Origin of the sequence: Cohnella yongneupensis (genome assembly GCF_042655785.1) — a bacterium.
GTDB classification, from domain to species: domain Bacteria; phylum Bacillota; class Bacilli; order Paenibacillales; family Paenibacillaceae; genus Cohnella; species Cohnella yongneupensis.
Genome location: NZ_JBHSNC010000045.1, coordinates 85050 through 106951, shown reverse-complemented (window position 1 = coordinate 106951; position 21902 = coordinate 85050). Strand labels below are relative to the sequence as shown.

Below are 21902 nucleotides of genomic sequence, written 5' to 3'. Positions count from 1 at the left end.
ATGTCCGCTCCTAAACCGGTTGCGCTCATTATTCTCGACGGTTTCGGTCTTCGCCAAGAGACGCACGGCAACGCCGTCGCTCAGGCGAACAAGCCTAACTACGATCGTTATTGGAACACCTACCCGCATACGACGCTTACCGCTTGCGGCGAAGCTGTCGGTTTGCCGGAGGGACAGATGGGCAACTCCGAAGTCGGCCATCTGAATATCGGCGCGGGACGTATCGTCTACCAAGACTTGACACGGATTTCCAAGTCGATTCGCGATAAAGACTTTTACGAGAACGAGACGTTGCTTGGCGCGGTTCGTCACGCTAAGACGAATGGCAAGAAGCTTCATCTGTACGGACTGCTGTCGAACGGCGGCGTTCATAGCCACATCGACCATCTGTTCGCATTGCTTGATCTGGCGAAAAAGGAAGAACTGAACGAAGTATACATTCATGCGTTCCTAGACGGACGCGATGTTGCTCCGGACAGCGGATTAGGCTTCCTCCAACAGTTGCTAGACAAGATCAAAGAAGTCGGCATCGGTACGCTGGCTACCGTGCAAGGACGTTATTACGCGATGGATCGCGACAAACGTTGGGATCGCGTCGAGAAGGCGTACCGTTCCATGGTATACGGCGACGGCCCTACGGCAACCGACGCGATCGCCGCGGTAAAGGAATCTTACGAGAACAAGGTATACGACGAGTTCTTCGTGCCGACAGTAATCGTGGGCGCGGACGGCAAACCGAATGCGCTTGTGGAATCCGAAGACGCGGTTATCTTCTTCAACTTCCGTCCTGACCGCGCCATTCAGCTGTCCAACGTATTCACGAACGAAGACTTCCGCGGTTTCGATCGCGGACCAGGCGTTCCTCGCAACTTGTACTTCGTCTGCATGACGCTGTTCGCGGAGACGGTCGGCGGGCTCGTGGCTTACAAGCCGAAAGAGCTCGACAACACGTTCGGCGAGGTGCTCGTCCAACAAGGCAAGAAGCAATTGCGCATTGCCGAGACGGAAAAGTATCCGCACGTTACGTTCTTCTTCAGCGGCGGACGCGATCACGTGCTCGACGGCGAGACTCGCATTCTTATCAATTCACCGAAGGTAGCGACTTACGACCTTCAGCCGGAGATGAGCGCGTACGAAGTTGCCGAAGCCGCGGTTAAAGAGATCGAAGCCGACAACCACGACGCGATAATCCTTAACTTCGCTAACGTCGACATGGTTGGTCACTCCGGCATGCTGGAGCCGACGATCAAAGCGGTCGAAGCGACCGACGATTGCCTCGGCAAAGTCGTCGACGCGATCATCGCCAAAGGCGGCGTAGCCGTCATTATCGCCGACCACGGCAACGGCGACATGGTCATCGACGACGACGGCCGTCCGTTCACGGCGCATACGACTAACCCGGTGCCATGCATCGTGACGCAAGCCGGTCACGGCCTACGCGACGGCGGCATCTTGGCGGACGTGGCACCAACGCTACTTAAGCTGATGCAGCTGCCACAGCCGAAGGAAATGACGGGTCAATCTTTGGTGTAATCTCGACGCAATTGGTTGCCCTAGGACAGTAGAAAAAAACACTCGGAAGAGTTTACGTCCGCCTTTCGAGTCCCTTTGCCACCTTAAATATCAATCAGGCAAAGGGGCGAGAACAGCGGCTGGAGAGTGTTTTTATTCGGATGGCCGACTGCGCAACCTCAACAAATATTAAGGAGTGTTTCCTCCAATGACGATCATTACTGATGTTTACGCACGCGAAGTCCTCGACTCCCGCGGCAACCCGACAGTCGAAGTAGAAGTGCGCCTCGAATCCGGCGCTCTCGGCCGTTCGATCGTTCCATCCGGTGCATCCACCGGCGCATACGAAGCCGTTGAGCTTCGCGATGGCGACAAGGGCCGTTACCTTGGCAAAGGCGTTCTGAAAGCAGTCGAGAACGTTAACTCCATCATTGCTCCTGAAATCATCGGCTACGACGCGCTTGATCAAGTCGAAATCGACAACAAAATGATCGCGCTCGACGGCACGCCGAACAAAGCTAAGCTGGGCGCTAACGCGATCCTCGCGGTATCCATCGCCGTTGCTCGCGCTGCTGCAGAAGCTCTTGACGTGCCTTTGTACACGTACCTGGGCGGTTTCAACTCCAAGAAGCTTCCGGTTCCGATGATGAACATCATCAACGGCGGCGCTCACGCGGACAACAACGTAGACGTGCAAGAGTTCATGGTATTGCCAGTCGGCGCACCTACGTTCGCTGAAGCTCTTCGCACGGGCGCTGAAATTTTCCACGCTCTGAAATCCGTACTTAAAGATAAAGGCCTGAACACGGCTGTAGGCGACGAAGGCGGCTTTGCTCCTAACTTCGCTTCCAACGAAGAAGCGCTTTCGACGATTATCGTCGCTATCGAAAAAGCCGGCTACAAGCCAGGCGTAGACGTATTCCTCGGTATGGACGTTGCTTCCACCGAGTTTTTCAAAGACGGCAAATACCACCTCGAAGGCGAAGGCAAGTCCTACACGCCTGCCGAGTTCGTTGACCTGCTCGCTAGCTGGGCCGACAAATATCCGATCATCACGATCGAAGACGGTTGCTCCGAAGACGACTGGGAAGGTTGGAAGCTGCTTACCGAGAAATTGGGCGGCAAAATCCAATTGGTCGGCGACGATCTGTTCGTAACGAACACCGAGCGTCTGTCCAAAGGTATCGAAGACGGCATCGGTAACTCCATCCTCGTTAAAGTTAACCAAATCGGTTCCTTGACCGAGACGTTCGACGCGATCGAGATGGCTCAACGCGCTGGCTACACGGCCGTTATCTCCCACCGTTCCGGCGAATCCGAAGACAGCACGATCGCCGACATCGCGGTTGCTACGAACGCGGGTCAAATCAAGACGGGTGCTCCTTCTCGTTCCGACCGCGTAGCGAAGTACAACCAATTGCTCCGCATCGAGGACAAGCTCGGCTCGACGGCATCTTATGCAGGCAAAAAAGCGTTCTACAACCTCAAAAACTTCAAGTAATCCGGCAACATCCTATACGGCACCACGACCGGGAAAACCGGAAGAACAAAGACCGGACCGCAGCGATCGACGCGCGGTTCGGTCTTTTTATTTTGTCATGCGGCTTGTCGAATTTCGTGCCATAATGGCGTTGAGAGTAATTTGGGAGCGGGACCGGCTAATCTGGCGGAAGCGGATTTAGCGGCGGGAGGTACTAGGGTGGATGTATTCGGAAAAACGCGAACGGGTATAAGATGGGGATTGCGGGCGACGGGCTTCGCGCTCATTCCGCTGTTATCCATCTTACTCCTATGGCTCATTAATACGTACACGGTGCCGGACGGTACAGCGCCGAAGGCGAAGCAAGGCGAGGTCGATCTCGGCGATTGGACGTTCGAGGCGCGGCATACGGTCAATCTGGATGGGGAGTGGACGTTCTATCCAGAGAAGCTGTACGAGCCGGAAGATTTTCGGGACGGAAGGGCGCCTCAGTCGTCCGCTCCCTATGCGACGATTCCGAACGCATGGTACGGGAGCGTGCCTGTGGATGAAGCGAGCCAGGCTCGTTACGGCACCTACCGGCTGATCGTCCGGGTAAGCGAAGATGACCGAAGCTACGGCATTCGGATACCGAATGTGAATTCCGCGCACCGCCTCTACATCAACGGCCACTTTGCTGGAAACGGAGGGCGCCCGGCAGAAAACCTAGAAGCCTACCAGGCAGAAAATAAGCCTTATTTGACGTTCGCGCGGGCGGACAATGGCGTGCTCGATATCGTGCTGCAAGTAGCGAATCTAGATTCAACGAACAAAGGCGGCTTCGAGGACGTACAGCTCGGGAGTCAGGCCGACATGCTGCTCATCGAGCGGATCCACTTCGGGGCGGAATTCTCGGCGATATTCATGCTGCTACTCTTCGCTGGTTATCACTTGACGATCTACGTGCTCCGGATGAAGGACAAGACCTACTTGTACAGCGCCTTGTATTTCCTCACGATGCTTACGCTCATCGTAACGGGAGGCGAGAAGCTGACGCTTCAGCTCGTGCCTGGACTTCCTTACTGGGCATCGATGAAGCTGTATGATCTGGGCGGCTTTTCGAATATTATGCTTCTCGGCGCATTCTTGCACCATCTGGACGGCAAGCTGCTAAGCCGCAAGCTTCTGTATGCGCTGCTTGCCCCGATTGCCGTCTATTTGGCAGCCGTTATCGTTTTCCCTTATCCGGATTACCGCGTACTTGGCAATATTCCATGGCATTACGTCATGCTGGTCGTTATTTTCTATTCGTACCGGGTAGTTCGATTGTTCGCGAGACGTGAAGGGCAGCTAAGCAGAAACGAGTCGATGCTGCTGATGGGAATGATGGCGTCGATAACGATGATTCTCGTGTTCGGACTGCTGTATTCCCTTAGCCTCGTGCAGACCGATATCGGGCGGCGCATCTCGTTCCTCGCGGTGCTTGCATTCACGAATGCGCTGCTCGCGCTGCGGCTGGCGAACGCCACGAACCGGACCGAACAGCTGACCGAGCAGCTCGTGCTGCGGGACAAGCTCAAGGATGAGTTTCTGGCGAACACGTCGCATGAGCTTAAGACGCCGCTGCACGGCATTCAGAACATCGCTTCCTACTTGCTGGACGAGAAGGCGGGAACGCTTACCGAGCGCCAGCGGAGCGAGCTGTCACTGATCCAAGATACATCGACGAAGCTTACCGCGCTCGTGAACGACTTGACGGACGTCGTCCGGATGAAGCACGGGGATTTGTGGCTTCAGAAGACGCCGCTTGACTTGCGAGTCGCCGCGCAGACGGCGTTCCAAGTGCTCGAGTTCGAGCTGGCGGGTAAAGAGGTCGAATGGGAGAACCGGATTCCGCCGGGGACTTTCGCGCTTGCGGACGAGAACCGGGTGCGGCAAGTGCTGTACAACCTTATTCACAATGCCATTAAACATACGAAGCAAGGCCGTATCGAGATCGGGGGTAGCGTATCGGGTGACTTCACGACCCTTTACATAGAAGATACCGGCATAGGGATACCGAGGGAAAAACACGATGCGGTGTTCGGCTATTTCGAGCAGGCGGACGCGCTTCCGAGCGACGGTTATACCGGCATGGGGCTCGGTTTGTACATTAGCAGACAGCTCATCGACAGAATGGGCGGGCGTATCTGGGTCGATCGTTCCGAACCGGGGCTAGGCACGCGGATGGCGTTCGTCCTACCGTCCGCCGACGGTCGGGGCGAGCTTGTTCTGGCGGATTCGCTCGTTGCGGCGGCAACGGAAATCGATGGCCAACCGCGGGCTAACGACCGGTTGGACATCGTTGCGCACGATCGCGAGCATACGGTGCTCGTCGTGGACGACGAAGCGGCCAACGTGAGAATATTGCTCAATCTGCTCGGCGACGAGTATAACGTGCTGACAGCGCTATCTGCCAAAGAGGCGCTGCGGAAGTTGGACGAGAATCCTGCAATCGACTTATTGGTTCTCGACGTGATGATGCCGGAAATGTCGGGAATCGACTTATGTCGCGCGGTTCGGGAGTCGCGTTCGGTAATCGAGCTGCCGGTCTTGTTCGCGACGGTGAAGGATTCGTTGCACGACATCGAGCTATGCTTCCGGGCGGGTGGCAACGACTTCATCGCCAAGCCGTTCGATCCGAAGACGCTCGCGGCCCGGGTTCGCACGCTGCTCTCGATGAAGTCGTCGATGGAGCAGGCCGTCAGGCACGAGATGGCGTTTCTGCAGGCGCAGATCAAGCCTCATTTTTTGTATAACGCGATCAGCAGCATCATCGCTTTTTGCTACACGGACGGGGAAAAGGCTGCTTATTTGCTCTCCATGCTGAGCCGGTATTTGCGCATGGTGTTCGAGCGGGACGGGCGGACGTCTTACGTGCCGCTGGGACAAGAGCTGGAACTTATCCAAGCTTACGTGGAGATCGAGAAGGCGCGATTCGGGGACCGGCTCGCATTCCGGTTGGAAACCGATCCTGGGCTAGCGGATTACAAGATCCCCGCGCTGACGATTCAGCCTTTCGTCGAGAATGCGATTCGCCACGGGCTGTTCGAGAAGGAAGGGGAAGGCACGGTTACGCTGACGATCGCAGACGGCAACGGATATTTGCGGTTCGACGTCTCCGACGACGGCGTCGGAATGCCGGATGACGCGGTGTACTTGCTGCGCTACGGGGAACGCCCCGAAGGATCGGGGATCGGGATGACGAACGTCCGTAGACGTCTGGCTACGATTCCGGGGGCGAGCTTAACGATCGATTCCGCGCTGGAGCGAGGCACTAGAGTGACGGTCTATTTGCCGAAATCGACCGGATGAACAAGGGGGAATAGCGATGCTTCGCGTCATGATCGTGGAAGACGAACGACCGATTCTCGGGCTGATGGAGCTGCTTGTCGGACGCCATCCGATGCTGGAGGCGGTAGGTGCGTATACGAGTCCGCTAATTGCGCTGGAGCGGTTCGGCGAGCTTAAGCCGGACGCGGTGTTCCTCGACGTGGAGATGCCGCGGTTAGGAGGTATCGAGCTGGCTGAGAAGCTGAAGGCGATGGACGAAGAAGTGCAGATCGTCTTCACGACGGCGTATCCGAATTATGCGGTGGAGGCGTTCCGCGTGAGCGCCGTCGATTATTTGCTGAAGCCGGTAACGCCGGATGCGTTGGAGCGGGTCGCCGCGCGTCTCGCGAAAAACCAAGCGTTACGTTCGGCGATACGGTCGGCGCCCGTTCCTGGAGAGCGAGCGCCGGTACGATGCCTCGGCACATTCGAGACGAGAGGCCTGGACGGACAATTGATGAGTTGGCCGACACGCAAGACGGAGGAGCTGTTCGCGTACTTGATCGCTTACCCTGACCGGCTGGCGGGCAAATGGCAGCTTGCCGACCTGTTGTGGCCGGAAATGGACGAAGAACGGGCGCTTCATAACGTTCACAACACCGTATACCGGTTGAAGAAAGCGTTGAAGGAAGCCGGACTCGCGGTCGATGTGACGCATACGAACGAAGGATATCGGATGCAGACGCCTAAGGGATTCTCGGATTTGGAACGATTGAGAGACGTCAAAGGAAGGCTGGCGGCCATCTCGGATGAGCGGGATGCGGCGGAAGCGACGGAGGCGTTCGGCTCGTACGCTGGGGAACTGTTCGGCGGCAAAGATTACCCTTGGAGCGTCGGCGTCGCGGCGGAAGCGGCCTCGCATCATGGAGCGCTGGCGCGGATGCTGGCGGCATGGCATCGCGAGCAAGGCGGAGGACTCGACGCCGCGAAAGAAGTGCTGCGCGCCTATCTCGGGCTTGCTCCGCTCGACGAAGAGATGAACGCGGCGTTGCTGCGGCTGTACGCTGACGGCGGCGAGGCGGGAATGTTCAGACGCCATTACGAGGGTTACTCGAAGCTGTTGGCCGACGAGCTTGGGATCGCGCCTGCGGCGGAGCTGCGGGAGTTGGCGGCGAGGCTGTCATTATAACGGGTTTGTAAGGGACGAAGCGGATCATACCCGCGTCGTCCCTTTGTCGTTTTTTGTGAGTATTTTGGGAGGAAGGGGAAGTAAGCTTGTCCGAGAAATGTCAAATCGTGCAAGCGTATAGGAGATGAAGTAAAGCATGAGAAGGAAATGGATGAAATTCGCGCGGACGGCGCTTGCGTTGACCGTTGCGTGGCAGGCGGCCGCGGCTTGGGTTGGAACGGACCGGGCGGAGGCGGCGCGAACCGGGCAATGGACATGGGAGTCGGTCGGGTCGGGGGCGGTGGAAAGCAGCCAGGCGTTGACATTCGATCTCGCCGTTCACGATAACGAGCCGTATTTGTTCTATAGTGTTGGCAGCGGCGGAGGCATGGGAAGAGTGAAAGCTTGGAATGGGTCGAGTTGGGCGACGATCGGCGGCGATTTCGTGTCTTCGGACGATATCGGCAGCGCGTCGATCGATATCGGGCAGAACGGACAAATTTACGTGGCTTATACGAATCGAAACGGCTATCCCTATTCGGCTGTCGTTCGCAAGCTTGACGGCGAGAGTTGGGCCGAACTGGGAGGCGGCGGGTCGTTGTCCGCTCCGGAAGGCGCGGGATATACCGGGGTCGCCGCAGGTCCCGGCGGTAATCCGTTCATGTACTATCAGGAGATGCTAGGCTCGCAGCAGACGTTCGTCCGCCAGTTCGACGGGACGGCTTGGACGACGGCCGCGGCGGTGTCGGGCATCAATAGCAATTTACCGGAATTGACGACCAATCCGTCAGGTCAACCCGCGATGATTTTCGCGGATGGCTCCACCGGCTATTATATGGCGAAAGCCATTATATACGACGGCTCGGCGTGGCAAACGTTAGGCAATGATCAATTCTCGGGCGTCTCGGCGCAATACGCTACGCTGAGATTCGCTTCCGACGGGACCGCATATGCGGCGTTCTATACCGGCAACGCGCCCGATAACGGGGTCGCTTATCTCTATAAGCTAGTGGCCGGAACATGGCAACCGCTCGCGCAATGGGACATGCACGGGCTGAAGAAGGCCGCCCTAGCGATCGATCCGCTCACGGATGCTCCGTTCGTGGCGTACGTCGACCGGAACGGGATAGCCCAAGTTAAGCAGTGGAACGGCGCGGCTTTGGCCGATACGGCCCCGTTGGACGGACTGGTCGTTAACCCGGACGGCCTAGATATGGCATTCGGGGATGATGGCAAGGCTTACTTGGCGTTTGTGGACGGGCTGGGCCAACCTAACGTCGTCCGGTATGCGCTAGAGACAACGCCGCCTGCGCTGGTGTCCATCACGCCAGAAGCCGGGGCGACGAACGCTAGCGCAAGCGCGATGCTGACGGCGACATTCAACGAATCGATCAAGAAAGTTCCGGGACATGTCATCGAAATTTGCGCGACGGCATCGACGGATTGCCAGCAAGTCGATGCCGGAAGCGCGAACGTGTTGACGGCAGGGGCTATTGCGAGCATCGACATGCCGGTCGATTTGCGAGGGCTTACGAGTTACCGGGCCGTCGCGGAAGCGGGGGCTTTCGCAGATCTGAACGGTAACCCGGCGCCGGAAATCGAGTGGACGTTCACGACCGCCGCAACGGTGCCGGACGCGCCGGAGGTGATCGATGTCATCCCGGACGACGGGCAAGCGTTCGTGTTATTCAATGCGCCGGATAACGGGGGCAGCGAAATTCTTTATTATACGGTTACTGCTCACCCCGTGTCAGGCGGAAGCGATATTGTTCAAGATACGACGGACATGGTCTATACGATGACGGGGTTGACGAATGGGGTATCGTATACGATCTCGGTAACCGCCATGAATAGCATCGGGAGATCTGCGACATCGGAATTTAGGACAGTCGTACCGTTCACGGTGCCTGGCGCGCCGACGATTACGAGGATCGAGAGCGGGATCACGGATACAAAGGTTTATTTCACGCCGCCTGCCAGCGATGGGGGAAGACTGATTACTTCATACTCCGTTGAAGCGCTTCAAGAAGGCGTTGCGAAAAAAAGCACCTCGGGCAGCACCTCTCCTATCATCGTTAGCGGTCTCGTGAGAGGAGAGACGTATTCGTTCAGGGTGAAGGCACTTAACGTCAAGGGGGACTCCGGGTGGTCGGCTGCGGTTACGGGTACTCAGCTTACAGTACCGGGCGCCCCGACGAACGTAACGGCGATCGGCGGCAATGCACAAGCTACGGTAACATTTACGCCTCCCGTCAGCGACGGGGGTAGTCCGATCACGGGTTACAGGGTCGATTCGATTCCGTACAACCCGTTTGAGTATCCGGTATCGGAGATCGTGGGTGCCGACAAGACTTCCGCAGTCTTGACCGGGTTAAGGCCTGGAGCCATGTATCATTTTAAAGTGGTTACGCTTAACGGTATTGGCGAGTCCAGCGAGGCGCAGACGACCCTATGGACGACATTGGCGAAAGAGCCCGCAGTACCGTTCAACCTCGTCGCGTCGGCCTGGAATGCAAAGGCGACTGTATCTTTCGATGAACCGGACAACGGCGGGAATACCATTACGAACTATCGAGTGACGGCATGGATTGATGACGTTGAGGCCGGGTGGGCCGAGGGTTCATCCAGTCCGATCGAGGTGACAGGGCTCGAGAACGGCACGACTTATACGTTCACCGTAGAAGCCTATAATGAAAACGGCTGGTCGGCGGCGTCGAGTCCGTCCGCGGCCGTGACGCCAAGCGCGGTGCCAGGCGTTCCGACTAATGTTACGGCAACCGCCGGTGACGGAACTGCGACGGTGACTTTCACGGCTCCGGCGAATAACGGAGGCAGTCCGATCACCGGGTACACGGTAATGGCGAGCCCGGGAGGCGCGCAATTGCACCTTGAAGCAGATAAGCGCGAAGCACAGTTCACGGGGTTAACGAACGGAACGGCTTACACGTTCACGGTAGTGGCGACCAACTTAAGAGGGAATTCTGCAGCGTCGAGTCCATCCGCGGCGGTGACGCCACACGGATCTACGCCCCCGATAACGAGCGGCTCAGGATCTACGGAATTATCGTTCTCCTATAAGGTTATAGTGAGTGCGGGTGACGTGTCGCTCGGCGATCTTGAAGTGATAAGCGTCGCAAACACGGATGGCGGATACGAGGAGCAGTTAAGCTTGTCCGCGGCGTTCGTACAGCAGGCTGTGGACAAGCTGAGCAAGACGGGGTTGTCACAATTGACGCTTACGATCCCAGGGGGCAACGGACATCCGCCGTTGACCGTGAGTATGCCGGCCGAGGCTGCGCAGGCTTTGGCCGATGCAGGGGTGAGCTTATCGATTGCGACGACGGCAGCCGAAGTACGCGTCCCGGCCGACTCGCTTCGTAGTTGGGGTCGGGAACTGGTGCTGAGCATCGCTTCCGTTAGCGATGCGGACCAATCCTCAAAGCTGAGCGAGCAGGCAAGCGGCGAGTCTTCGGTACGCGATGTGGCTGGCAACGGTAAAGTTACCGTGATCGGCGCTCCCGTTACGATCGAGACGAATTTGCGCGGAGAAGGACGCGGGATTACGCTATTGCTTCCGTTCGACGGCGCAGCTCCAAGCGAAGAACAGCTCCGGAATATCGGCGTCTACATCGTGCACGAAGACGGCACGAAGGAGTTGGTCAAAGGACGGACAGCCTCGTATGGCAACCCGGAGAGGCCTGCGTACGCATTCGATGTCGCCAAATTCAGCACGTTCGCGATCGTAAATGTCGAAGGCTGGGATACATTCGCGCAACGGGACTCCGCGAAGCCTTACATGAGCGGGTTTGCGAACAACATGTTCCAACCTGATAAGGAACTGACGCGCGCGGAGCTCGCGACGATTCTATCTAGACTTTACGCGAACAAGCTACAGGCTACCACCCAGGCCGCCGCGCCGATCACGTTCAAAGACGTGCCAGCGTCGCATTGGGCGAAGAACGCGATCGAAGCAGCAGCGAAGCTCGGGCTGATGAAGGGAATGCCGGACGGAAGCTTCCAGCCGGACAAGCCGATGACAAGGGCAGAGATGGCGACGATCGTCGCAAGCTTGCTGACCGCATCCTCAGGCAGCGCGAACGCCGCCCCCTCCGCCGATATCGCCGGACATTGGGCCGAAGCTTCCATACTGAAGGCGAAGGCAGCCGGCATCATGACCGGCTTCAAGGACGGCTCGTTCCGTCCGGACAAGGCGCTCAGCCGCGCCGAGGCGGTAACGATCATTAACCGGCTCATCGGCCGCAAGCCATCTACGGCAAGCGCACCTCTCTACAAGGACGTTTCTGCGACGTACTGGGCTTATGGAGACATCCAAGCCGCGGCCGGCGCGCAATAACGCGACAATAACGACAAACCATCAGGGACGCGTCGTCCCTGATGGTTTTATTTTACGAAGTCAGCTGTTCTTGCACGTAAGTCTTGAGCTTATCCGGTTCGATGACAAGTACGGCCATATTATCGATCGTCGCGTCTTGGAAAGCGCCGTCCTGAGGCAATTGAATGCCGGCGACGTTACCCGTGTCGAGCTTCATGCCGAGACGCGCCAGCTTCATCAGATCGCCCGGCGGAATGTCGGTCTCGATGTAGGGGGCGATGCTGTCCAACAATTGCGGTAGCTTGATCAGCGACGTCGTCTTCTTCATCTCGTCGGCGATCGCGGTTAGAAACTTGCGTTGTCGGTCGGAGCGCCCGAAATCGGATTTGATGTCGCTGCGAAACCGAACATATTCGAGTGCGGTCAAACCGTCAAAATGCTGCATGCCGGGCTCAAGCGCGATATTGTATCTGGGATCGTCGCGCGTGTCGGGATGCACCATTTTTTTGTCCACCTCGAAATCAATGCCTCCAAGCGCGTCTATCAAAGAGATAAAGCCTTCGAAGTCCGTATACACATAATGATGGATCGGCAAGCCGACGAGATCGCTGACCGTATTCATCGCCAGGCGCGGTCCGCCGAATGCGATAGCCGCATTCAAACGGTTCGAGCCGTGATTCGGTATGGCGGTATACGTGTCCCGAAGCAACGAAAACAGATGAATGTCTTTGGCGACCGGATCGATGGAAGCGATCATCATCGTGTCGGAGCGCGGATAGGAGTCGACTTTGACGCCTCGGGCATCTCCGCCGAGCAGCAGGATGTTAATGCGCTCGGTTCCGTCCCACTCCGGCGGAGCCGGAATCGGTACGGGCGGACCGCCGCCGATCGGCGCCGTGTCCATCGTCGGAATGTCTTTCGAATTGTTATAGATCGTCTCCGCGAACGAGCGGACCGAATAATAATAGTAAGCAATGACAAGCCCGGCCGCGAGTACGACGCTAAGGCTGGTATAGAGAATAATGCGACGGGTTTTGAGCGAGATACGCTTGCGCATACGCGCGGTAGGCGCAGGTTGTTCAGAAGGCGGCTGTTGATCGGGATTCACGGGACCCATCCTTTCCAATGAGCGTTCAGCTAAATATACGATGCAAAGCGTCAGAAAGTTTTTCCAACACTCGAAAAAGGTTTGCCGCTTGTCCGAAACGCTCCAAAATGGCATATAAAGATAGCAAAAAGCTCGCTCGTGAGGATGAATGCATTCGCCTATAATGTAGAAGAGTAAGGACGCGATTAATTCGAGTAGGATGGTGCAGACAATGAGCAAACCGCAATTAGGCATTCAGTTATACTCCGTACGCGACCGCAGCGAGAAGGATTTCCTTGGGACGATCCGGGAAATCGCAGACATTGGATATAAGAACGTAGAGCTTGCAGGCTTGTACGGGCATTCCACGACGGAAGTTCGCAAGGTGCTTGCGGATTGCGGCCTTAACGTAACATCGGCGCACATGGGGCTGACGATCAACGACGCTGCGATCTGGGACAACCTGAAGAAGTCCGTGGAAACCGCTCAAGAGCTCGGTTTTAAAAGATTCGTCGTGCCTTATTATCCGCTCGGCGGCAACCCGACGGCGGAAGACGTGACGAAGTTCATCGATACGATCGAGCAAGCGGCTGACATCGTGACGGCGGCGGGTCTTGAGTTCGGCTACCATAACCACGATTTTGAGTTTAAGCCCGTCGAAGGCAAGCTCGTTATCGACCATTTGTTAGAACGCGTACCGGCATCGAAGCTGTTCGCCGAGTTCGACCTCGGATGGGTGAAGGTCGCGGGCCAAGACCCTGCGGCTTACATCAACAAATACGCGGGCAGATTGCCGCTCGTCCATGCGAAAGACTTCAAAGCGGACGGTGTAGATACGGAAATCGGACGCGGAACGGTAAACTGGGATTCGGCGCTGGCGGCATGCGAGACGGCCGGCGTGGAATACGTCATCATCGAACAAGAGCGTTACGACGTATCGTCTCTAGAGAGCGCCAAGCTTAATTTCGCCTGGTTCAAAGAGCGCGGCTGGGTATAAGCTTAGTTACAGGGGAGAAGCTCGGCTTAGGCCGGGCTTTTTTTGCGTTAGGAGTTGGCTTTCTGGAGATGTCATAAATACCGAAAATTTGACAGGTTGTCAATAGGCCAGGAACTGTGATAAAATAAGAATACTGTTTTTGTATAGGTCACCCAGTGAGGTGCCAAGGGGGTGTAAGCGGTGGACGTATTTTTCAAAATTCTACTGATTGTCTTTTCGCTAGGTTTGATTGCTGTCGTTCTTCTGCAACGCGGTAAGAGCGCAGGTCTTTCCGGCGCCATCTCCGGCGGTGCTGAGCACTTGTTCGGTAAACAGAAAGCTCGCGGACTAGACCTTTTCCTGCAACGCGTAACGGTAGGTCTGGCAATCGGGTTCTTTATCCTTTCTTTGGTAGTTGCTTACGTCGTTGGACAAGGTTAATGATCTAAAGCGGATAAGCGGGAAGCGTATGCTTCCTGCTTTTTTTGTTGCCTTCCACGAGTTGTGCGCAGGGTAGCGTATGCTATAATATAGCGAAAAATCGGCTGAATCATGATCTTGTCTAGGCGGAGGCGGTGTTACCTTGGAACGGAAGTATTGGGTGCCTGGATTGGAGCGGGCGCATGCCGTGCTGCAGGCGGTCGTCAAAAGCCCGTCCAAGCTACGACTCACGGATTTGACGAACGAGACGGGCATTAACAAGAGCACGATGTTTTCTTTGCTGCACACGATGGAATCGCTGGATTGGCTGAAAAGGGAAAGCAACGATACTTACGCGATCGGCACCGCTTTCGGATGGTTGGGCAACGCGTACTTTTCCGGTTTCAGCTTGGCGGATCAATTCAAGGAATGGGCGGACGAAACCGCAAGCCGTCTTGGGGAAACGGTTCAGATGGCCATATTGGACCGCGGCGAAATCGTCTACATCGCCAAGAAGGAGGCGACGTCCCCCGTTCGGCTCGTATCGGAGCCGGGCATGAGAATGCCGGCGCATGCGACCGCGATGGGGAAGTTGCTGTTGTCCCAATATCCGGACGACATCGTGCGGGAGCTACTCCAAGACCGCGCGATGGTAAAGCTCACGCCGAACACCCTGGTCTCGGTCGAACGTCTTGTCGAGCAATTGGCGGAAATTCGTCGCACCGGTATCTCGTTCGATTTGGAGGAAGCCGTCCTCGGCATTTGCTGTACGGCCGCGCCGGTATTCGACCGGGACGGGAAGATAACGGCTGCCGTCAGCGTATCCATGCTGACGCGCAATTGGGAGCGCAAAAAGAGCGAAGCTTGCGAGCAAATCCAGAAGCTGGGAAAGAAACTATCGTTCGATCATCGTATATAATTAAACGCTAAGAAGCCTTGGAAAAGGCTTCTTTTTCTAATTGACGCAAATAGGATTGGCGTGTAAACTGATGCCGAAGTTTAATATATTCAACTAAGTTTATAATAATAAACTAAAATGACGAGGTTGTGATCAGATGAGGCTCAAAGGATTAACCGCGCTAATTACAGGCGCCGGGTCGGGAATCGGCCGTACGAGCGCGTTGCTGTTCGCCGCTGAAGGCGCGGAAGTGATCGTTAATGACGTGAATGCGGACAATGGCGAGGAAACGGCTGCGCAAATCCGCGCGCGGGGAGGTTCGGCGGTTTTCGTTCAAGGCGACGTAACCGATCCGGTATCGGTACAGCGGCTCGTAAGCGAGGCATTGGCCCATTACGGGAAAATCGACGTTCTGTTCAACAATGCGGGCATTAGCGGCATAGGCGCGATTCATGAGATCGAGCCGGAGCAGTGGGATCGGATTGCCGACGTGAATATCAAGGGCGTCTACTTAATGAATAAATACGTGCTGCCTCACATGATGGAACGTAAAAGGGGTAGCATCATCAACATGTCGTCGTGCGTTGCGGAAATCGGATTGGCGCGCAGAGCTTCCTATGCCGCGACGAAAGGCGCCGTGCTCGCCATGACGAAGGCAATGCAGGTCGATTACGCCGCCTACGGAATCCGGGTTAATGCCCTGCTTCCGGGCACGATCTTCACCCCGTTCGTAGAAAACTATTTGAAATCGTCTTATGACGATCCGACCGCCGCGATCGAGGCAATCAAGTCGAGACAAGTAAGCGGAGAACTGGGACAGCCGGAAGACGTCGCCAACGCCGCATTGTATCTAGCGTCGGACGAATCGAAATTCATGATGGGCTCGCCGCTTTACATCGACGGCGGCGCAACGTTTTGCAAGAACGCATAATTCGCGCGAGATTAGAAGGGAGAATCGAGTGAAATGAAATTATTATCGATCAATAGCGGAGATCACCTTAGCTTAGGCGTGAAAATCGACGACCAGTGGGTGCTGGACGTGAGAGAAGCGTTAGAGACCGTGCCTGCACCGGGCATTCCCGTCGACACGACGGAGCTCATCCGAGGCGGCGCCGAGGCGCTGGAACGGCTGCGACTGTATGTCGAGCGGGTAAGCGAAGACCGGACGCCCTCCTATTTCAAGCAAGAATCGGATATCAGCTTCGGCGCTTGCGTCAGCGAACCGAGCAAAATTATTTGCATCGGCCTTAACTATCGGAAACATGCCGAAGAATCGAATGCGGCGATCCCGACGACGCCCGTCGTGTTCAGCAAATTTTCCAATACGTTGGCGGGTCACGGCGAGCCGATCCCGTTGCCGGTCAAAGTGTCGAGCGAGGTCGATTATGAAGTGGAGTTGGCCATCGTGATCGGACGGAAGACGAAGGAAGTGGCCGTGGAAGACGCGCTGGGCCATGTGTTCGGATACAGCTGCGCGAACGACATATCCGCGCGCGATTTGCAGATGCGTACGTCGCAGTGGCTGCTCGGCAAAACCTGCGATAAGTTCACGCCGCTCGGGCCTTACTTGGTTACGGCGGACGAAATACCGGATCCGAACCAGTTGTCGCTGCAAACGACCGTTAACGGAGAGATCCGCCAACGCTCGAACACGTCCGATATGATTTTCCGTTGCGACGAAATCATCAGCTACTTGTCCCAGCACATGACGCTGCTTCCGGGCGACGTCATTCTGACGGGAACGCCGGAAGGCGTCGTGCTCGGACAGCCGGCGGATCGCCGCGTATACTTGCGCGAAGGCGATGCGGTCGTCATTGAAATCGAAGGACTCGGACGCTTGTCGAACCGGATGATTAACGGTTGATCGTATGCTGAATCCAACTCTGGTCGAACAATTGCGTCAGATCGTGGGGGCGGCTCACTATAGAGACGATCGCGAGGCGCTCGTTACACATTCATACGACGGTACGCCGATGCTTCAAGCTTTGCCCGATGGCGTCGTGTATCCGGCGAATACGGAGCAAGTCGCGGCGATTATGAAATTGCTCGCCGCGCACCGCGTACCCGTAATTACGCGAGGGTCCGGTTCCAACCTGTGCGGCGGAACCGTTCCTTTGCAAGGCGGAGTCGTGATGGTTACGCATCGCATGAACCGCATGCTCGAGATCGACTTGGAGAATTTGACGGCTACCGTACAGCCGGGCATGATAACGGCCGAATTCATCTCGCACGTCGAATCGCTAGGCCTATTCTATCCGCCTGATCCGAGCAGCATGCGCATCTCGACGATCGGAGGCAATATCGCGGAATGCTCGGGCGGCCTTCGCGGCCTGAAGTACGGAACGACGAAGGACTACGTCCTCGGCTTGGAAGCGGTGCTCGCGAACGGGGAAATTATCCGTACGGGCGGCAAGCTGATGAAAGACGTGGCGGGATACGATCTTACGAAGCTGCTCGTCGGTTCCGAAGGCACGCTGGCCATAGTGACGGAGGCGACCTTAAAGTTAGTCCCGCCTCCGAAGACCAAGAAAACGATGCTTGCGATGTATCGTGATTTGTATGGGGCCGCGCGAACCGTATCCAAAATTATTGAATCGCGAATCATTCCGGCTACGCTGGAGTTTATGGATAACCCGACGATCCGCGTCGTCGACGATTTCGCCAAGCTTGGATTGCCGCATGACATGGAAGCGATACTGCTGATCGAACAAGACGGCGAGCCGGAGACGGTAGAACGCGATATCGCGCTTATTCGGAGCATATGCGAAGCGGAAAGCGCGGATCGCATCGAAGTCGCCGCCGATCGGGAAGAAGCGGAGAAGCTGCTCACAGCGAGACGGAGCGCTTTTACCGCTTTGGCGCGGCTGCGGCCGACGACGATATTGGAAGACGCCACCGTGCCCCGGTCGAAGATCGCGGACATGGTATTGCGAATTAACGAAATAGCGAAAAAACATAATGTAGCGATCGCGACGTTCGGCCATGCCGGAGACGGGAATTTGCATCCTACGGCAACTACGGATGCCCGCGATCCGGAAGAAATCCACCGGGTGGAGCAAGCGTTCGAGGATATATTCGAGGCGGCCATCGCGCTTGGCGGGACGATTACGGGTGAACACGGCGTCGGCGTCGTCAAGGCGCCTTACCTCGAGTGGAAGGTCGGTGCCGCGGGTATGGAGATCATGCGAGGGATCAAACAAGCTTTCGACCCCGACAATCTGCTTAATCCCGGCAAAGTGTTCGCGAAAGAAACGCGTAAAAGGGTGGTCATCGATCGTGGATAGCGCTAGCGTTATGAAAAAACCGAATATCACGCACGACAACCCCCTATCGCGTACGCTGCTCGCTAAGCTGGATTACGACCAGCTGACGAATTGCATGCGCTGCGGATTTTGCTTGCCTGCCTGTCCGACCTTTAAGGAGACGGGCGTAGAGCCGGAATCTCCGCGCGGCCGGATCGCGCTCATGAAAGCGGCCGTCGACGGCCTCATGACGCCGGACCAAGCGTTCCGCGACCAGATGAGCCATTGCCTCGGCTGCCGGGCTTGCGAACCGGCCTGTCCGGCCGACGTTAAATATGGCCAATTGATCGAGCAGACCAGAGACGCCATCGAGGATCACGCCGAACATAGCGTACCGGTCAAAGGGCTGCGCAAGCTGATGTTCAACGGCTTATTCCCGCACCGCAACCGATTGAAATGGGTCGGGAGAGCGCTATCGGCGTACCGGAAGTCGGGCTTGCAGCGCCTCGCGAGAGGGACGGGCGTCATGAAGCTGTTTCCGAAGCACATTCGGGAGATGGAGCGGATTTTGCCCGCCGCGACCGGTCGGGGCGTCGTCGAGCAGCTCGGCACCTTCTATCCCGCGCAAGGCGTTCCTATCGCGCGCGTCGCGTTGTTCCGAGGCTGCGTGATGGACGTGCTCTTCGCGGGCACGAACGTGAATACGGTAAAGCTGCTGTCCGCGGCGGGCTTCGAGGTCGTTATTCCGAACGATCAGACTTGCTGCGGCGCTTTGCATGCGCATAGCGGGGAGTTGGAAAGCGCGAGAGGATTGGCGAGAACTAACGTTGGGATATTCCGCAAGCTTGACGTCGATTATATCGTTACGAATGCCGGCGGTTGCGGCGCGGCGCTCGTCGAATATGATCATCTGCTTAGCGAGGATGCGAGCGCGCGGACGGACGCGAATTGGTTCGCGGGCCGGGTCATCGACGTTAGCGAGTTGCTCGCGACGAAGGGCAGGCTGCCTGCGTTCGCCGACGAAGCGGCGACGGCGGCGGATCCGGTCGTCATCACGTATCAGGATTCTTGCCATTTGCGCAACGTTATGAAAAGCGGTTCCGCGCCAAGGAAGCTGATGAAGCAGGTCGCGAACGTCGCCTTTAAGGAAATGAAAGAAGCGGACCGCTGCTGCGGTTCTGCGGGTATATATAACGTTACTCAGCCGGAGATGGCCGGGCAGCTGCTCGATCATAAAATGGTGCACGCCGAAGCGACGCAAGCGGAATACCTGCTCACGAGCAATCCTGGCTGCTTGCTTCAGATGAAGCTGGGAGCGGAGCGGCATGGCGTGTCCGACCGGATGAAGGTAATGCACGTGGTCGATTTTCTGTATGAAAGATCGGCTAAGAACGGTTAAGGAATCGCTTGCTAACTAAACGAGGCGAAGACAAGGGGGAGCCTAGTGGTACAACGAGTTGACGATTTCACGGGCAAGTCGGCGGTCGTAACCGGGGGGAGCCAAGGCATCGGACTCGCAGCCGCGAGAAGACTCGCGCAAGGCGGGGCAAGCGTAGTCATTTGTTCGCCGAACGAGCGAGACGAGCAGGTTGCAGCCGAATTGCGAGCAGCCGGGCTAATTGCGGATTTTAAACGCGCTGATGTCCGCCATGCCGAAGATATGCGAGAGCTCATGGATTTTGCGGCTTCGCGTCATGGCGGGATCGATATCTTGGCGAACTGCGCTGGCGTTCAGCGTTACGGAGACGTGACGCAAACGCCGGAAGAGGTGTGGGACGAGGTGCTCGGCGTTAATCTGAAGGGGATTTATTTGGCTAGCCAATACGCGATCCCGGAGATGCGCAAGCGCGGCGGCGGGGCGATCGTTAACATCTCCTCCGTGCAAGCATACGCTTCGCAAAAAGGAGTAGCCGCGTACACCGCGAGCAAGGGGGGCATCAATGCCCTGACGCGGGCGATGGCGCTCGATCACGCTTCGGACAATATTCGCGTTAACGTCGTCTGTCCGGCTTCCGTCGATACGCCGATGCTGCGCGGGTCGGCCGACCTATTCAAGGGCGAAGGCACGCAACAGCAAACCCTGGACAGCTGGGGGAAAATGCATCCGCTCGGACGGGTGGCGAAAGGCGAGGAAGTCGCTGAATTAATTGCTTTTCTAGCGAGCGACAAGGCGGCTTTCATTACGGGCGGCGATTACAAAATCGACGGCGGTATGCTGGCGGCGCTCGGCGTTCATTTACCGGAATAACACGGGGGGACCATACGAATGAAAATTACGGACATCAGAGCGACGACGGTAACCGTGCCGCTAGAGGCGCCTCTGCGCCATAGCAACGGCGCGCATTGGGGCAGATTCGTCAGAACGATCGTGGAAGTCGATACCGACGAAGGGTTGACCGGCTTGGGAGAGATGGGCGGCGGCGGCGAGAGCGCCGAGCTGGCGTTCGCCGGACTGAAGCGGTACTTGATCGGACACGATCCGTTTCAGCTGGAGGAGCTTCGCTACAAAATTTGCAATCCGACTGCATCGTTGTACAATAACCGCACCCAGCTGCATGCGGCGATCGAATTCGCCTGTCTGGATTTGATGGGCAAAAAGCTGGGCGTTCCCGTCTATAAGCTGCTCGGCGGCAAAGTCCGCGACCGTGTGCCATTCGCGAGTTATTTGTTCTTCCGGCTGCCTAACGAGAAGGGCGAAGGCGAAATCCGTACCGTCGAGCAATTGATCGCGCATACGCGCGCATTGAAGGCAGAGCACGGGTTCACGACGCACAAGCTGAAAGGCGGCGTATTCCATCCGGATTACGAGCTGGAGTGCTACCGCGCGCTGGCCGAAGCTTTTCCCGAGGATCGGCTACGTTACGACCCTAACGCCGCGCTTAGCGTGGAACAATCGATCCGATTCGGACAAGCGATCGAGGGGCTGAACAACGACTATTTCGAGGATCCGACCTGGGGGCTTAACGGTATGCGCCGCGTGCGTTCGATGGTCAGAATTCCGACCGCGACGAATACGGTCGTCGTCAACTTCGAGCAGCTGGCTGCGAACGTGTTGGATCCGGCGATCGACGTTATCTTGCTGGACACCACTTTCTGGGGCGGTATCCGGCCTTGCATCAAGGCGGCGGGCGTGTGCGAAACGTTCCAGACGGGCATTGCGGTTCATTCTTCCGGCGAGCTCGGCATCCAGCTGTCGACGATGCTGCATCTCGGCGCCGTCGTTCCGAATCTTGCGCTCGCGGCGGACGCGCATTATCATCAACTGACCGACGATATTATAGAGGGCGGGAAGATGACGTACGAAGGCGGCTCGATTCGCGTTCCGGAAGGGCCGGGCCTCGGCGTTACGCTTAATCGGGACAAGCTGGCGGAGTACGCGGAGCTGTATAAGAAGCTGGGCGGGTATCCATACGACCGCGATCCGTCCAGACCTGAATGGTTCCCTCTCGTGCCGAACGACCGATGGGCGGATCATCGCTAATTCCATACAACGAA

Annotated in this window: 15 protein-coding genes; 14 read left to right on the top strand and 1 reads right to left on the bottom strand. The window is 56.9% G+C overall.

Annotated elements, in window-relative coordinates; genetic code table 11:
• From gpmI to ACFPQ4_RS14890, 5 genes are all read left to right on the top strand, one after another.
• Entirely contained in the window at positions 1–1533 is a 1533-nt protein-coding gene (gpmI, locus tag ACFPQ4_RS14910) for a 2,3-bisphosphoglycerate-independent phosphoglycerate mutase (protein ID WP_378112665.1), read from the top strand.
• Between the two features lie 187 nt (positions 1534–1720).
• Positions 1721–3013: a phosphopyruvate hydratase gene (gene eno / locus ACFPQ4_RS14905; RefSeq protein ID WP_378112664.1), complete on the top strand. Its 1293-nt coding sequence runs from the start codon at positions 1721–1723 to the stop codon at positions 3011–3013.
• A gap of 198 nt (positions 3014–3211) precedes the next feature.
• Positions 3212–6325 (top strand): hybrid sensor histidine kinase/response regulator, encoded by a 3114-nt coding sequence (locus ACFPQ4_RS14900; RefSeq protein WP_378112663.1) that lies wholly within the window; start codon positions 3212–3214, stop codon positions 6323–6325.
• Between the two features lie 16 nt (positions 6326–6341).
• The gene (locus ACFPQ4_RS14895; protein WP_378112662.1) at positions 6342–7472 is read left to right on the top strand and encodes a response regulator; all 1131 of its coding nucleotides are present in this window, start codon (positions 6342–6344) and stop codon (positions 7470–7472) included.
• A gap of 136 nt (positions 7473–7608) precedes the next feature.
• Entirely contained in the window at positions 7609–11805 is a 4197-nt protein-coding gene (locus tag ACFPQ4_RS14890) for a fibronectin type III domain-containing protein (RefSeq protein WP_378112661.1), read from the top strand.
• A gap of 52 nt (positions 11806–11857) precedes the next feature.
• On the opposite strand, the gene ACFPQ4_RS14885 is transcribed toward ACFPQ4_RS14890, so the two are convergent.
• Positions 11858–12892 (bottom strand): LCP family protein, encoded by a 1035-nt coding sequence (locus tag ACFPQ4_RS14885; RefSeq protein WP_378112660.1) that lies wholly within the window; start codon positions 12890–12892, stop codon positions 11858–11860.
• Positions 12893–13103: 211 nt separating this feature from the next.
• Between ACFPQ4_RS14885 and ACFPQ4_RS14880 the strand changes: the two genes are divergently transcribed.
• The 9 genes from ACFPQ4_RS14880 (at position 13104) to ACFPQ4_RS14840 (ending at position 21888) form a co-directional block, all read left to right on the top strand.
• Complete coding sequence (locus ACFPQ4_RS14880) at positions 13104–13868, top strand: sugar phosphate isomerase/epimerase family protein (RefSeq protein ID WP_378112659.1); 765 nt, start codon at positions 13104–13106, stop codon at positions 13866–13868.
• 180 nt (positions 13869–14048) lie between these two features.
• Entirely contained in the window at positions 14049–14288 is a 240-nt protein-coding gene (secG, locus tag ACFPQ4_RS14875; RefSeq protein ID WP_378112658.1) for a preprotein translocase subunit SecG, read from the top strand.
• A 142-nt stretch (positions 14289–14430) separates the two neighbouring features.
• Positions 14431–15186, top strand: coding sequence for an IclR family transcriptional regulator (locus ACFPQ4_RS14870; RefSeq protein ID WP_378112657.1), 756 nt, complete (start codon positions 14431–14433; stop codon positions 15184–15186).
• Between the two features lie 136 nt (positions 15187–15322).
• A complete protein-coding gene (locus tag ACFPQ4_RS14865) occupies positions 15323–16096 on the top strand; it encodes an SDR family NAD(P)-dependent oxidoreductase (protein ID WP_378112656.1) in 774 nt (257 codons plus the stop codon).
• A gap of 33 nt (positions 16097–16129) precedes the next feature.
• A complete protein-coding gene (locus tag ACFPQ4_RS14860) occupies positions 16130–17029 on the top strand; it encodes a fumarylacetoacetate hydrolase family protein (protein WP_378112655.1) in 900 nt (299 codons plus the stop codon).
• 4 nt (positions 17030–17033) lie between these two features.
• Positions 17034–18449 (top strand): FAD-linked oxidase C-terminal domain-containing protein, encoded by a 1416-nt coding sequence (locus tag ACFPQ4_RS14855; RefSeq protein ID WP_378112654.1) that lies wholly within the window; start codon positions 17034–17036, stop codon positions 18447–18449.
• 10 nt (positions 18450–18459) lie between these two features.
• Complete coding sequence (locus ACFPQ4_RS14850) at positions 18460–19806, top strand: (Fe-S)-binding protein (protein WP_378112699.1); 1347 nt, start codon at positions 18460–18462, stop codon at positions 19804–19806.
• Positions 19807–19851: 45 nt separating this feature from the next.
• On the top strand, positions 19852–20655 hold the full coding sequence (locus ACFPQ4_RS14845; protein ID WP_378112653.1) for an SDR family NAD(P)-dependent oxidoreductase: 804 nt from the start codon (positions 19852–19854) through the stop codon (positions 20653–20655).
• 18 nt (positions 20656–20673) lie between these two features.
• On the top strand, positions 20674–21888 hold the full coding sequence (locus ACFPQ4_RS14840; RefSeq protein WP_378112652.1) for an enolase C-terminal domain-like protein: 1215 nt from the start codon (positions 20674–20676) through the stop codon (positions 21886–21888).
• Positions 21889–21902 lie beyond the last annotated feature (14 nt).